General features: G+C 46.7%; 11 protein-coding genes. 4 read left to right on the plus strand and 7 right to left on the minus strand.

Annotation, left to right across the window (positions count from 1 at the left end):
- Positions 1 to 23: 23 nt before the first annotated feature.
- The 4 genes from RIG68_RS11680 to RIG68_RS11695 all read right to left on the minus strand — a co-directional run bounded on the left by RIG68_RS11680 (position 24) and on the right by RIG68_RS11695 (position 7,671).
- Positions 24 to 578 (minus strand): DUF2911 domain-containing protein, encoded by a 555-nt coding sequence (locus tag RIG68_RS11680; RefSeq protein ID WP_350122276.1) that lies wholly within the window; start codon positions 576 to 578, stop codon positions 24 to 26.
- Positions 579 to 654: 76 nt separating this feature from the next.
- Positions 655 to 1,842 (minus strand): serine hydrolase domain-containing protein, encoded by a 1,188-nt coding sequence (locus RIG68_RS11685; RefSeq protein ID WP_350122278.1) that lies wholly within the window; start codon positions 1,840 to 1,842, stop codon positions 655 to 657.
- Positions 1,826 to 2,365 (minus strand): HD domain-containing protein, encoded by a 540-nt coding sequence (locus tag RIG68_RS11690; RefSeq protein WP_350122280.1) that lies wholly within the window; start codon positions 2,363 to 2,365, stop codon positions 1,826 to 1,828. The genes RIG68_RS11685 and RIG68_RS11690 overlap by 17 nt, the downstream gene beginning before the upstream one ends.
- A gap of 89 nt (positions 2,366 to 2,454) precedes the next feature.
- Positions 2,455 to 7,671, minus strand: a complete 5,217-nt coding sequence (locus RIG68_RS11695; protein ID WP_350122282.1) for a PKD domain-containing protein — start codon at positions 7,669 to 7,671, stop codon at positions 2,455 to 2,457.
- 306 nt (positions 7,672 to 7,977) lie between these two features.
- Between RIG68_RS11695 and RIG68_RS11700 the strand changes: the two genes are divergently transcribed.
- Entirely contained in the window at positions 7,978 to 9,039 is a 1,062-nt protein-coding gene (locus RIG68_RS11700; protein ID WP_350122284.1) for a PorP/SprF family type IX secretion system membrane protein, read from the plus strand.
- Between the two features lie 136 nt (positions 9,040 to 9,175).
- Positions 9,176 to 10,411, plus strand: a complete 1,236-nt coding sequence (locus RIG68_RS11705; protein WP_350122286.1) for a M48 family metallopeptidase — start codon at positions 9,176 to 9,178, stop codon at positions 10,409 to 10,411.
- Positions 10,412 to 10,520: 109 nt separating this feature from the next.
- Here RIG68_RS11705 and RIG68_RS11710 read toward each other — a convergent pair whose 3' ends face one another.
- The 3 genes from RIG68_RS11710 to RIG68_RS11720 form a co-directional block, all read right to left on the minus strand.
- A complete protein-coding gene (locus RIG68_RS11710) occupies positions 10,521 to 10,901 on the minus strand; it encodes a type II toxin-antitoxin system VapC family toxin (protein ID WP_350122288.1) in 381 nt (126 codons plus the stop codon).
- Positions 10,883 to 11,098, minus strand: coding sequence for a hypothetical protein (locus tag RIG68_RS11715; protein WP_152000339.1), 216 nt, complete (start codon positions 11,096 to 11,098; stop codon positions 10,883 to 10,885). The genes RIG68_RS11710 and RIG68_RS11715 overlap by 19 nt, the downstream gene beginning before the upstream one ends.
- A gap of 173 nt (positions 11,099 to 11,271) precedes the next feature.
- Positions 11,272 to 11,676 carry a DUF1761 domain-containing protein gene (locus tag RIG68_RS11720; RefSeq protein ID WP_350122290.1) on the minus strand — a complete coding sequence of 135 codons (405 nt, stop codon included), beginning with the start codon at positions 11,674 to 11,676 and terminating at the stop codon, positions 11,272 to 11,274.
- A gap of 104 nt (positions 11,677 to 11,780) precedes the next feature.
- Here RIG68_RS11720 and RIG68_RS11725 point away from each other — a divergent pair, with 104 nt between their 5' ends.
- Together RIG68_RS11725 and RIG68_RS11730 are read left to right on the plus strand one after the other, a co-directional pair.
- Positions 11,781 to 12,812 carry a sensor histidine kinase gene (locus RIG68_RS11725; RefSeq protein WP_350122292.1) on the plus strand — a complete coding sequence of 344 codons (1,032 nt, stop codon included), beginning with the start codon at positions 11,781 to 11,783 and terminating at the stop codon, positions 12,810 to 12,812.
- Complete coding sequence (locus tag RIG68_RS11730) at positions 12,809 to 13,561, plus strand: LytR/AlgR family response regulator transcription factor (RefSeq protein ID WP_350122294.1); 753 nt, start codon at positions 12,809 to 12,811, stop codon at positions 13,559 to 13,561. Before RIG68_RS11725 ends, RIG68_RS11730 begins: the two co-directional genes overlap by 4 nt.
- Positions 13,562 to 13,569 lie beyond the last annotated feature (8 nt).

The following is a 13,569-nucleotide window of genomic DNA, read 5'->3' on the forward strand; positions in this document are numbered from 1 at the left end:
CCTGTTTATCCTTCTCCCAGTAGTTAAAAAGTAAAGGGAACATCCACAACCGTCTTGTCCCAACCAAGGCTCATAGTGGCGCCATTTGTCCCACTTTTGGCAAATACAATCGAGAAGTATTCAATCGTATCGGTAACTTTTTTTGATGGAACAGTTACACGCAATACATCTTTGTCTTCTTTGTAGCTGTAGGCTCCCCAATAGTCAAGAGCTGAGCTGAAGATGATCGTCCACTCAGACTCACCTGGAATAGTGAAAAGTGAATAGGTACCGGCTTTCAATTTTTTACCAGCCACAGTAGCGTCTTTGTAAAGTTTGATTTCAGTGTTTTCATTGGCCCCGGTTCGCCATACCTTTCCGTACGACTCAAGTTTTCCGAAAATCTCCCGGTCATTTTTCTTGGGCCTGCTGTAAATCACCCGTACGAGCGCCTCATCGCTTCCTTTTCGGTCGTGGGCAAAGTTGTCGGGATAGTAAGCCATGTCCATTGAGCTTTTGTCGGGACTCCTGAAATCCTGCGCTTGCGATGTGAAAGCCATTAACGAAATTAATGAGGCTAGTAGTAATGTCTTTTTCATGTTGTTACTTTTTTTGTTGAAGGTCTGTCGTTTTCAGTTTTGGCTTTGTCGGTTGGCTTACCAACTTGACGATTCCCTATTTATAAAGAGTGAAAATGTTTCTAAAAACATAATGGCTCGCCTCTATTCTAAACTGGTCGGGGTCAAACTGGCCACTGCTGTCGTCGGTATTGGTAATGGCAATGCAAGCGGTGCCGGAGGCCGGGTGGATATAGAAAAAGGAGTAAAATGCCTTTTGAGTACCGGTGTGGCCTATCACCTGCATGCCGTTGAAGTCTTCCAGAAAAAAGGAGGAGGCAATAGACTCATCAATACCATCGACGACGCCGATGGGCAGTTGTTTTTTCCAGAGTTCTTCTAACGTCGACCTTTTCAACACTTCGAACCCATCGTGATAGCCAGTGAGGAAGCTCAGGTATTTCAGCATATCGCTGATGGGAGCATTGAGTCCACCATTGCTGGTGGTGATGCCCGTATCGAAATCGAGACCATTGGCTACTGGCTGTCCGTTTATAAGGGTATAGTTGTTGGCCCGGTATTTCAGTAAATGGTAAGGGGTTACGTCAAAGTAGCTATTGTGCATCCCAAGCGGCTTCAGCACGTTTTTGTCGATGTACACTTCATAGTCATCACCAGTGATGATCTCTATAATTCGACCAAGAAAAATGAGCGCAGGGTTGGAATAGCTGTACTTGCTTCCTGGTTCAAACAAAATTTCCGTGTAAGGAAGCATGGCTACTATCTGGCTCCATTCCGTCGGTTCAAATGGGTGCCAGTCTTTGTTCCCACCCCAGGGCCATGTGGGATCACGAAAGCCTGCGGAGTGGCTCAATACCATTTGAAGAGTAATATCGTCCATGCTGCCGAAAGGATTGTGTACCATCCGAAGCTCTGGCAGGTACTTGGTTAGCGGATCACTGAGTTGCAGAAGTCCTCTGTCCCTCAGCTGCATGATTCCGATGCTTGTAAATGTTTTGGTGATCGAAGCCCAATGGAAAATAGTATTTGCATCCACGTTTCGGTCGCTTGTCAGGTCAGCTTTGCCAACATAGCTATCGCCAATAACCTTTCCTTTTTCAACGAAAACCAAAGCACCACCTACCACACGATTGTTCTCCAGGGAGCTTCTGAAATAGCTATCAGCGGCTTTCCAGGCTTTATCAAAACCTTTGGGGCTTTGGCCAATGGCAGAGCCCGAGATTATGAAAACACATAGCAGAGTAAGTGCTACGTGGGTACAGAACAGATCATACTTTAAGCTCATCCCGATTCTGTTTGAGTACTGCGATAATAAAGGCTATGTGTTCTTCCGGTGTCACGCCGAATAATTCAATGCCTTTATTTACTTCGTCTCTGTCGACTGTGGCAGCGAAGCTTTTCTGTTTCAGCTTTTTCATCACCGACTTCACTTCCAGGGACTCAATGCCATCGGGTCGCACCTGGCAGCAGGCTATGATGAAGCCTGTAATTTCATCGCAGGCAATAAGACCTTTGTCGAGCAAGGTATCGTACGACACTCCCCAATGGGTGTAGTGCGCTGAAATAGCATGAGCGATTTTTTCCAGCCCCTTTTCATTTAGAAGTGACACAATGCGGTTGGGATGCTCAGTGGGCCATGCTTCATAGTCGGCATCATGCAGCAGGCCTGCAATGGCCCATTCATTGGCATCTTCTCCCAGTTTGGTGGCGTAGGCTTCCATGACCAACTCCACGGTGCGGGCATGCCTGCGGAGGCTGTCTCCCTTTGTCATTTCAAATAGCAGTGCTCTGGCTTCTTCTTTTGTCATATTGGGTAAAGAAAAAGCACCCAAAGGTGCTTTTAAAAAGTTTATTTGAACGTTCAACTATGTTAGTCAATCTCGCCGATAAATCGAAGCTATTTTACAAGAGTGACACCTCCCCGTTGCTCGAAGGTTTCGTTGGTAGCATCAAGATTGCTTTTGTACCTCATCACATAGGCATAGGTGCCAACCGGCAAAGGTGAGCCGTTGAAATAGCCGTTCCACCTGAAGTCAATGCTGTCACTTTGATAAACCAGCACGCCCCATCTGTTGTAGATGAAAATAGTGAAATCTGTTACGTATGGATTCGGAAACACATAGAAAGCCTCGTTTTGCGGAAGCCCCCGGCCGTCTGGCGAAAAGGCATTTGGAGCAAAAATCCTCGGGCGACAATCGTCGGTTACCACTACCCGGGCAGTTCGGCAGATGCTACCATTAGAGAAGGTGACCTCGTAGGTGCCCGGCTCCGACGCAGCGTAAGTAGGCAACACAGAAATGATGTCGAGGCTTGGAAGTTTTCTCCATTCGTAGGTATTGAAAATGCCAGGATCAAGCACAACTGTACCGTTGTCCGGGTCTTCTGAGCAGAATGTCAACGTGGCGGGCAGTGATATTTCAGAATCGAAGATAGGCACCACGCTGACGTTGAGTTCTGCTGATGCTTCGCAGCTGTTGTCTATTCCTCTTACGGTCACCTGGTAAAGCCCGCCAAGTCCTGTGCTGATAGAAGCGGTAGTTTCTGGCAAAATAGTCCCGTCAGGCCCTGTCCATTCAAAAGTCACCTGGGCGGGAATATTTGCCTGTGCCGTTAATATCACCTGTGTTTCGTTGTCGCAATCGGGCTCCTGAATGAGGGTGACTTCCAGCACGTTCTCCACTTGCACCGTAGTGTCTACTGTTACAAAGCAGCCAGAGTTACGGTTACGTATGGTTACCGCATATGAGCCTGACTGGTTAACAACAGTGGTTTCAGTAGAAGCCCCATTGCTCCAGCCAAAGATGTAATCAGTAGGATCCTCTCCACTTGTGAGAGCGGCGGTCAGCGTCAGCTCGCCATCGCAAGGATCTCCTGAAACGGCTATACTGCCCTCAGGGTCTTCGCTAAGGAAGAACTGGATTTGCTCAATTTGAGGACAAAGCCCGGTGCCTGAACTGGTGACGGTATAAACACCGCTGGTAGTAACGGTCGCAGTAGCTGTTGTTTCGGGTAAAGTGGTAACTCCATCAGGAGCTACCCAGGTGTAAGTATAACCTGCACCCGCCGGAACTGGCGAGACCTCAATTGTTCCTGTAATTCCACATGCTGTTTGTATCGGTTGAAAAGTGAATTCGGCTGTAGGGGCTTGCTCTATGTCAATTGGTTGAGTCGTTTGAAGACAGCCGTCTATGGTATTAGTCACTTCAATGGTATATGTTCCAAGCGGAATATTTATTGTTGTTGTCGAGTCGCCGTTAAACGTGTTGTTAGCAACCTCTGCACCGGAGTTGAAATCAAGAACCCGATAACTATAACTGCCCGAGACATTAGTTTTTACTGTTATTGTTCCTTCGTCACAACCCGGATTCCCAACAGCAGAGTCAATTACGAAGGATGCGTTGTTGGCGTTAATCCCAACTGCACCAAGTGTGGTAGTACATCCGTTCACCGTATTACTCACCGTTACCCTGTATGATCCTGCTGGCAGGTTTGGGATACTGTCAGTAAAAGGACCAGTCAATGGAACATTGTTAAAGATATTTGTTCCATTATTGCTGGTAATACTGTACGTGTAGCTACCTGTGCCAGCAACTTCAATTTTTAAAGCGCCATCTGCCAATGCGCATCCAGAGGCATCGAAAGGCGTAACCATTTGATCTGGCGCTTCCAGTATCGTATAGGTAATTCGATTCGTCGTTTGACAACCATTCACGTCAACAATGTTCACTGCATATTCAAAATCCCCTGCAGTTAATGTGTTAACTTCTTGAAAACGACCTGTATTACCCGTGCCTGCGCCGTTGATGGCCCAGGCGTAAGTGGCTCCCGGATTCTGTGCATCCAAAGGATCCAGCTCTTCGCCGGCACAGATGATCTGGTCGGGGCCAAAGTCCACAATCGGTCGTTGGTCGCCCACCAGGGTCGTTAGCGTATCGGAACGACAACCAGCAGCATTGGTAATGAATATCGTGATGGTGCTGGGTTGCAGTACAGTAATCTCTCTGGTAGTTTCACCGGTTGACCAGGTGTAGGTAAGCCCTGGATCGTCCTGAGGCCAGGCAGTAAGCACTACGCCATTGTCGTCGCAAATGGCAACCGCACTAGGCACGATGGGCTGCTCTGGTGTAGGGTTTATTACTACAGTTTGGACCAGCGTTGTATCCAGGCCGCAGCGATTGGTGATGTTCAATGTCACATTGAATGTTCCTACTTGCTGGTATACGTGAGTTGTGTCTGGGCCAAGCGCCTGTGCACCATCGCCAAAGTTCCAGGCAAATTCGTCAATATCAGAAGTGCCTGTTGCCGTAAACCTTGTGGGCTGACCAACGCACCCGCCATCCACAGCAATGGACGGATCTTGTGGTGGATTGAGTATGTTTTGAGCAAAGTTGGGAAGGCCAAGCCTCGATATTCTGCCGTCGAGATCAAAGCCCTGGTCATTATAGCCTGCCTGCACTTCATCACCGTTAGAATTGGCAATTGTACCCAGGTTGCCACTATTGTCTTTTGCCATGTAGATCACCTGATCCGGGCCAATTTGAAGCGAGCCATATCCTGTTCCTGAGGCTAGCTGGAATTTACTTTGCTCGATAAACTGAACCACAGAGTCGTCAGAGTAAGTAACGCTGGCGTTGAGAAGGCTGTCAAGGTTGTACTGGAATAGTTTGGAGTTAGCGCCAGTGGTGGTAACATACACTCTTGCACCGCCAGAGGAGAATTCAAGCCCATAAGCTTCGCTCGGCGCTGGTTCTTCCAGGTCGATAAGCAGTGGGGAGGTAAATGTTCCGTTGGCAGCATCGAAGTTGACCAACTCCAGGAAGTTTTCAGCGCCTGGAATTACCGAACCAATCAGTGATCCGGTGGGCGATACTTTCATGGTACCCCTGCCGTTCAGTTCTTCAGCGAAGGAGAGTGTTTTTCCAACGGAGGAAACTCTCGCATTGCCAATGCCGGTAGTCGTGATCGGGTAGGATCGGTAATTATTATTACCATACTCGTGCCCAAAAAGCCAGGTGGTGCCACCTCCCACACCGGTAGCAGCCAGTTTTTCCGTGCTATTGGTAAACAGTGGCCTGTCCTTAATAATCACCGCTCCCCGGGCCAGATCCTGTTTCATGTCGACGACGGAAAAACGCATGTTATAGGAACGATCACCGTACACCTGATCGGTGGTAATTATATAGAACAGCGTCTCGTTGTCGGGGATCGGCAGTATGATGGAAGACTGAGCCGAAGTGCTGTCTCCACCAATCAGCGTGCCGTTGAGCATAATTTCGTGGTCTTTGTTCCAGACCGTTCGTCCATTGGTATAGAAAAGGAGGTCGCCGTTTCGATCCGAAATGGCCGCACAACCTTCTGGCGAACTCATCAGGTTTTCGTCAGTCAGTGCTACTGGAGGGGCCTCATTGAAGTTGATACCCGCCTGCTCACCAAAATACCAGATATTGGCTTTTTGCTCGTCGTTGCCATATACGGTTACCTCGAAAGACGCAAAGGCAGGGCAACCAGTGGTAAGATCAGTTACCTGTGCCCAATAAGTGCCCGCAGAATCAATCTCAATGAGCTGGGTTGTTTCACCCGTTGACCATAGGAACGAATAATTTCCCTGCTGTCCACTCGGTAGTGCATTCCTTTGCAGTGTTTCTCCCGGGCAAATCGTGGTGTCGGTGAGGTGGGTTAGCTCAAGTTGATTATCAATAATGTTCAACACCTGGGTCGTAGACTGGCTTTGCCCGTTCAGGAAAGCTGTTAAGGTAACGGTGTAAGGCCCCGGGTTCTGATATGTATAAATGGGCGCATATTCCTGCGACCCACCACCATCTCCATAGTCCCAGGTAACGAACTGGGGAGTGGGCTCCACGCTTGGAGAAAACATGGTAGGTGTGTTCTGGCAAAAGCCGAAGATATTGAAGCTCATATTGAACACAATGGGTGCCGATGTGCTGGTGGCAGGGAATTGCCTTCCCAGAGCGTCACCGAAATCAGGTATCTGGGCCTGGTAGGCTGTAGAGTCGGGCAGGCTGTCGGGTTGGTTGACCCTGCCGATGGAAAATGGCCCGCTATTGGCTGCCTGGTACAAATGGTAAATTCGCTGATCCGGCCCCTTTTTTAACCCGAAGCTTCGGAAGTAACCGCCAACGATCCTATTGGATGCTTGCAAAGAGTCAAAATCGAACTGATGTAGTTCACCGGTAAGCGCATTGTTGCCTCCATGCCTGGAGTAATAAAGCTTGGTGCCGTCATTTGACCATTCAACGTCATAAATCGATTGCCCGGAGCCGTCGTTTACTCCGGTGTTGAGGATATGGCGTTCAAAAGTTAAGGTGCCCAGATTCGAGTCGAAACGAAGGAGTTGAATGTTTCTGTTGCCTGTTTTAGGAGCTACAGCGATGATGATTGAATCTGGTGCGAAGGTGTGTACACCAAAAGCTGCTGCCTCGGCGGTAGGATTTGATGCATTGAAAAAATTGAAGGTATTGGTTGTGCCAAAGCCGGCAGTGGAGACTTCGTACACGACATAGTCGCCTGTCGTTCGGTTTTGAGACAGCAGCCAAAACCTTTGCCTGTTGGGCCCAGGAATGACTACCATGGCTTCAGCTGGTGTGGTAAGACCGGTAGCCTGATTCAGTTGGCTTATATCGCCGAGGGTGGGTGCTGCTGCCGAGGCATTTCCTGTGAGGTTTTTATCGGCAACGGAAAACCGAATTTCGTTTGCTCCACCACTACCAGGGTTGGTGAAAATGTAGAACTGGCTGGTTGTGCCTGGCACGGGGCAGGCCACTGCTGCTTGATTGAGTGATGGGTCGCCGCCCAACCCTGCGCCGCCGGGAGTGATTCTGTTCGAGCCGTCGTAGACATTGGCACCGTCAGTATAAAACCATAAATCGCCTGTTATTGGATCCGAAATCGTTACTCCGCCACCAAGGCCGAAGGGTGTGGCCTGGTCGTCGATAACGATAGGCTGAAAATCACCTTTGTTGAAATCAAGAGCCTGAGAGGTGTTTCCGAAGCGCCAGTGCAGGTCAGTGAGATCCTGGGCCAGCGTAACAAAATTCACCTGAAGTAAAATAAAGCAACTTAAAACTAATTTTCTCACACACCTATCGTTAATCATGTTGTTTTAGTTTTGCTAAGTAAAGTTAGAATGATCCATTGATTAATGGATGATTATTCCAGGTTAAACTGCAAGTTTGCAGTTGAAAAGTAGAACGTCGGATAGGTGAGTTAGTGTATGATAGTTGTCTGTAATGTGAAATTGTCATTCCATTTTAAGGTGTAATCATTGACCAGGCCGAAACGGCAACCTAATTTTTACCAAATATATTGAATGCAGATTGAGATGATTAGTCATGTCTTATATCGTGTCTATTTCATAAATGATTTTAAATTTAATATTTTGCGGGAGATGTTAAACAGGAACATGGGTATTTTAAAGTCAATCAATTGGGCTATAGTCATACCCATTTGGTTTGTAATCATCTCTTTATTTCCAAACAACGGACAGGCGCAAGACCCTCAGTTCTCGCAGTACTATGCTGCCCCGTTGTACCTCAACCCCGGTTTGGCGGGCATTAACCAAAGAGGCAGGGCCGGCATTAACTACCGTAATCAGTGGCCCAGTATCAGTGCCGGTTTTGAAACTTATTCAGCCTTTTTCGATTACAATTTAGAAGATTACAACAGTAGCATTGGCGCAATCGTTACTACCGACAAGGAAGGCATTGAAGGGCTGAGGTCGACTTCGGTAGGACTTCAGTATGCCTATCAGGTGCGACTAAACTACAAATGGACGTTTCGTCCGGCTATACAAGGGTCATTTACTTCGAGGGATCTAAATTTCGATAATTTGACTTTCGGAGATCAGTTCGACGAAAATGGTTTGGTGCGGCCTGTAACGATGGAAAGTTTTCCCGCCAGTGCCAGCAACAGATACTTCGACCTTGGCCTCGGGGGTATTATCTTCGATGACCGGGTTTGGCTGGGTGCGTCGCTGTTCAATATCACCCGACCCGATCAGAGCTATCAAAACGATGGAGGGAGCATCCTGCAACGCAGATTCTCAGTACATGGGGGGTACAAATTTGATTTGCCCATTGGGCCATTTAAACGAGGAAAAACCGATGCGGGGCAGGAGAGAAGTATTTCTCCCACATTCAACTATAAGAAGCAAGGGTTATACGACCAGCTGGATTTGGGTGCTTACGTAACGATTGAACCACTCATTACGGGCTTGTGGTATCGTGGCATTCCAATCAAACAGTTCAACGGCTTTCCCAACAACGAAGCCCTGATTGCGATGGTAGGATTGATGCACAATAATTTCACCTTTGGATACAGTTTCGATTACACGCTCTCCCGGTTGGGGATTGGCAGTGGTGGTGCGCACGAAATCAGCATTATCTATTCGTTTAGCTGGAATGATCCCCGCAAGCCACCCCGAAGTGTAAGGGAGCTGAGCTGCCCGATACCATTTATTTTCTAAATGGGATTTGATCTCTTACATTAGGATTGAAAAACTCAAACACTTAGCAGGAGAAAGCCGGTTTATTCCAAACTATTGGTTCGGTATTGGAGCCGCCGACGTTTGCTGATTATTTGTTCTTATACGAGCTGTCACCATGGAAAAACAGACAATATTATGGATCCTTCTAGGGATCATTGTGCTTGATTTTATTGTAGAAGAAGTGCTTTCTTACCTCAATAGAAAAAGCAGCTACCGGCCTTTGCCCAATCAGTTTAAGGACATTTACGACGAGGAAAAGTACCAGAAGTCCCTAGCCTATCAGAGAGACAAAGAAAAGTTTTCGTCGATTACGACAGTCATTTCGTTCGTTGCCACACTTGCTTTGTTACTCACAGGAGGGTTTGGCATGATTGACGGATGGTTGCGGGCCTACACAGGCAACGAAGTCACGCTGGCGCTTTCTTTTTTTGCTGTGCTTTACTTTGCTTCTGACCTGTTGACTTTACCCTTTCAGCTATACAACGTTTTTGTCATCGAGGAGAAATACGGTTTTAATAAAACCACCCCAAAGACTTTCGTGCTCGACAAGTTAAAAGGGTATTTGCTCACCATCATATTCGGCGGCTTGCTCGTAGGGATACTTATCATTCTTATCCTCTTTTTGGGAAAGGACTTCTGGATATACTTCTGGGGGGTAATGGTCGTCTTTATGCTTTTGGCGAATCTTTTCTATACCTCAGTTATCGTGCCTCTGTTCAATAAGCTGACTCCGCTGGCCGATGGAACCCTTCGGGAGGCCATTACCAAATACAGCCAGGGAGTGAATTTTCCGCTGACCAATATTTTCGTGATTGATGGTTCGAAAAGATCGTCTAAAGCCAACGCCTATTTTTCTGGGCTAGGTAAAAAGAAGAAGATCGTTTTATTCGATACACTGTTGGAAAAGCATACTGAGGAAGAGTTGGTGGCAGTGCTGGCGCACGAGGTGGGGCACTACAAAAAGAAGCACATTATCGGCTCGCTGGTGCTTGGGGTGTTGCAAACTGGTGTTATGCTTTATCTTTTGTCGCTGCTGATTTTTAATTCACAAGTCAGTTTTGCTATGGGTGGGAATATCACTGCCATCCACTTGAACTTACTGGCTTTCGGTATTTTGTACAGCCCGGTGTCCAGAATCCTTGGCATTTTGATGAATGTGCTAAGCAGGAAGAATGAGTTCGAAGCTGACGCTTATGCGGCAGAGACTTATGAAGCTCAGCCGCTGGCTACTGCACTAAAAAAGCTGTCGGTTGACAGCTTGAGCAATTTGTTTCCACATCCCTGGTATGTGTTTGTGCATTATTCGCACCCACCCATGTTGAAGAGGTTGGAGCGGTTGGAAAGCCGTTGATGAGGTTTTTTTGTTGACCTTTCGAAAACAATGAAGGAAGGATCATTTAGCAACTTGCCTCAACTGGAGGGCATGAGGGGATACGGGTTAAATAGATAGGATTTTAGTCTTAAGCCAAAGTCCAGGGGTTTAACAAAGACAGCCCTTCTATTTTACCGAAATCGTCCTCATTTCTCGTGATTAGGGTCAGGCCAAGTAGGATACAAGTTGATGCGATAATTGCATCAGGTAGCTTTATTTTCGCCCTTTTCCTAATCGAAATAGTCAGGTCTACTATTTCTTCGTTTAGTCCGACAACTTGAGAAGAGTCGGTAAATTCGATAATCTCAACAGGCACTACAGAAAAGCCCAGAAGTTCAATTTTGTTGATAACCGAGATGTATGGTTGACTATCAATAACTTCACCAACAAAGGCCTTGGGAGCGCCTGTTAGCCGATTGCCTGTGAAGTCAATTATTACATTAGTATCAATTAAATACTTCTTTTCCACTCGCTCCTGATTTGTTCTAGCTCTTTATCAATATCGCTAGCTTCCTTGCTGGAAATAGCTCCTGCGAGTCTTTCTGAAAGCTTTTTACCCTTTACTGTTTTCGGCTCTCTCACAATTCTCACAAGGCTAAGTGCTTCAAGATCCTCAATTAGTTTGAGAGCTTTGCTATTCTTCAATTCGATTGTAATTGTTTCCATTTTCTTGTTTTTTGAATGAAGCTGTGCAACTCAAGGTATATTATTGCAAAATACGCCTGTTTTCCGGTAATTCCGACTGGTCGCAGCCTAATGCAAAGAAAATAGTTGAATGATCAACCTTATCCTGGAACACCCTCCAAGCAAACTTTTGATTGTGGACATTAAATATCCAATTAATGCCACACCCCCACAATGCCTCCCGTCACGGTGAACGACACCACATGGTAGCCTGCGTTGATGGCCCAGAGGCGGAACGATTTGCGTTCGAAAAGATAGGTGACGCCCATGCCAAGCGCTACCCAGCCAAAGCCTGCCAGGAAGCCTGCGATCAAGCCAAAAATAATGCCGGATTCAGCTCCGATGAAGGCGGCCAGGTTGAAGGCCATGATGAGCTCCAGCACAAAGGCAGTTCCGAAGATTTTGCCCTGCCCACTTTTTAGATCATCATCTGTGAGGTTGTTTTCTTTCATCCATGCTTTGGCGAAAAGAATGGGAGAGTACCAAACGCCACCTACAAGGAAAGCGCTGAAGGCTGCCACAAAGATGGCCAGGTAGTTTAGTTGCGATAAATCAGTCATATTGGTAAAGTTTAATAGTAAGGATTGTAACAAGCTAAATCCTTAATTTTAAGAATGAAAACTGGATTTACTGAAGCCGAATCCCACCATTCCGAAACTGGAAAATGAAGCGCTCAAGCCACTTATCCCGCATCGACGACCGCACTATTCGCTGGATAGGGATTCCTGCTTTTGGTATTTTCATTCCCAACTTCACGGGCCTTTTTGGCGATCTTTGGCTGTCTGATGGGATGTACTGGTTTGGCTATATCTATTTCATTTTCATTTCGTGGAGCATCTGGCAGGGGAATCGTTGGTTGCTGTTCAAGCAGCGTGAAAACATGGACTGGTTCAGTAGTCCCGTTAGGAAGCTTATCATTCTTGTAGCGGCTAATGTGTTTTATACAGCCCCGGTTACGGTGGCGCTGATCGTTGGCTGGTACTGGTTTTCCGGGGTGGGCCCGGTTGACTGGGATGCCGTGCAGCTGGTGTCGCTGGCCAATGTGATCTGCGTTATTTTTGTTACGCATGCCTACGAAACGGTTTTTCTGATCAAGGAGCGCCAGACCGATCTTTTGGCTTTTGAGCAGCTTGAGCGAGCCAGAGTGGAGGCTGAGCTCGAGATTTTGAAAAGCCAGATCGACCCGCATTTCATGTTCAACTCGCTCAATACACTCGCCTACCTGATTGAAAACGACAGAGACAGGGCACTACAGTTTAATGAGAGCTTGTCGGATGTTTACAGGTATATTCTCATGAACAAACAGAAGGAACTGGTGTCTCTTGAAGAGGAGATTGCCTTCGCTAACAGCTATTTTACATTGGTTAGGATCAGGTTTGGTGACGGGGTGCATTTTGATATAGATATTGCTGATGAGTCCAACAAATTGATGGCACCAATTAGCCTCCAACTGCTTTTGGAAAATGCGGTGAAGCACAACGAATTTAGCGAAAAGGAGCCTTTGGTTATTCGTCTGCGCCTCATTAATGGTTGGGTGGAAGTGGTCAACAACCTGCAAGCCAAACGCCTCAAAGGCACCTCCAGAATTGGACTGAGAAATCTAACAGAACGTTACAGATTGCTAACGGGCAAGGAAGTACTTGTGGAGGAAACAGAAAAGGAGTTTAAAGTGAAATTGCCTTATCTTGAAGTATGAAAGTCGCCATAATAGAGGACGAAATACCTGCCAGACAGCAACTGATTTCCCTTCTGAAAAAGTTAAGAAGTGACATTGAGATTGTTAATGAATCGACAAGTGTGAAAGAGGCCGTGACTTTCCTTCAGGGGGCACCTGTGGTCAACTTGCTGTTCATGGACATTCAGCTAAATGATGGTCTTTCCTTTGACATTTTTAAGAAAGTGACGGTGAGTTGTCCTGTGATTTTCACTACTGCATTTGATCAGTATATGCTGGACGCTTTTAGAGAAAATGGTATTGACTATTTGCTGAAGCCACTAAAAAAAGCCGATTTAGCGCAGGCTTTTACCAAGCTGGAGAAACTGAAAAGCCATTTCTCTTCTGATATAGTGGAGGCCCTTCGATCGGTTCAGGAAGGACAAAGTGGATTGAGGAAAAGGTTTGTAGCAAAAAAGGGGGTCAGTTTTAAGTCGGTGCCTGTGGATGAAATTCAATACTTTTTTTCTGAGCACAAAGTAAGTTTCCTGGTCAACAGAGAAGGCGAAAAGTTGATACTTGATAAGCCGCTGGCGGATATTGAAGCCGACCTTGACCCAGCCACTTTTTTTCGAATTAACCGAAAGTACATAGCGTCTATTTCAGGCATTGAGAGTTATCGGAGCTTTGAGAAAGGTAAACTCAGCGTGGCACTCATTCCCAGCCCAAAAGAAGAGGTAGTTGTGAGTCAGGAAAAAGCCAGCCTATTCAAGGCATGGATGCAAAAGTGATTTTTCGG

It is taken from the genome of Imperialibacter sp., from assembly GCF_040222385.1.
GTDB lineage: Bacteria > Bacteroidota > Bacteroidia > Cytophagales > Cyclobacteriaceae > Imperialibacter.

Excerpts from the sequence above, each read along its gene's own strand:
- RIG68_RS11680 (WP_350122276.1), bottom strand. The coding sequence starts at position 578 with ATGAAAAAGACATTACTACTAGCCTCATTAATTTCGTTAATGGCTTTC.
- RIG68_RS11685 (WP_350122278.1), bottom strand. The coding sequence starts at position 1,842 with ATGAGCTTAAAGTATGATCTGTTCTGTACCCACGTAGCACTTACTCTG.
- RIG68_RS11690 (WP_350122280.1), bottom strand. The coding sequence starts at position 2,365 with ATGACAAAAGAAGAAGCCAGAGCACTGCTATTTGAAATGACAAAGGGA.
- RIG68_RS11695 (WP_350122282.1), bottom strand. The coding sequence starts at position 7,671 with ATGATTAACGATAGGTGTGTGAGAAAATTAGTTTTAAGTTGCTTTATT.
- RIG68_RS11700 (WP_350122284.1), top strand. The coding sequence starts at position 7,978 with ATGGGTATTTTAAAGTCAATCAATTGGGCTATAGTCATACCCATTTGG.
- RIG68_RS11705 (WP_350122286.1), top strand. The coding sequence starts at position 9,176 with ATGGAAAAACAGACAATATTATGGATCCTTCTAGGGATCATTGTGCTT.
- RIG68_RS11715 (WP_152000339.1), bottom strand. The coding sequence starts at position 11,098 with ATGGAAACAATTACAATCGAATTGAAGAATAGCAAAGCTCTCAAACTA.
- RIG68_RS11720 (WP_350122290.1), bottom strand. The coding sequence starts at position 11,676 with ATGACTGATTTATCGCAACTAAACTACCTGGCCATCTTTGTGGCAGCC.
- RIG68_RS11725 (WP_350122292.1), top strand. The coding sequence starts at position 11,781 with ATGAAGCGCTCAAGCCACTTATCCCGCATCGACGACCGCACTATTCGC.
- RIG68_RS11730 (WP_350122294.1), top strand. The coding sequence starts at position 12,809 with ATGAAAGTCGCCATAATAGAGGACGAAATACCTGCCAGACAGCAACTG.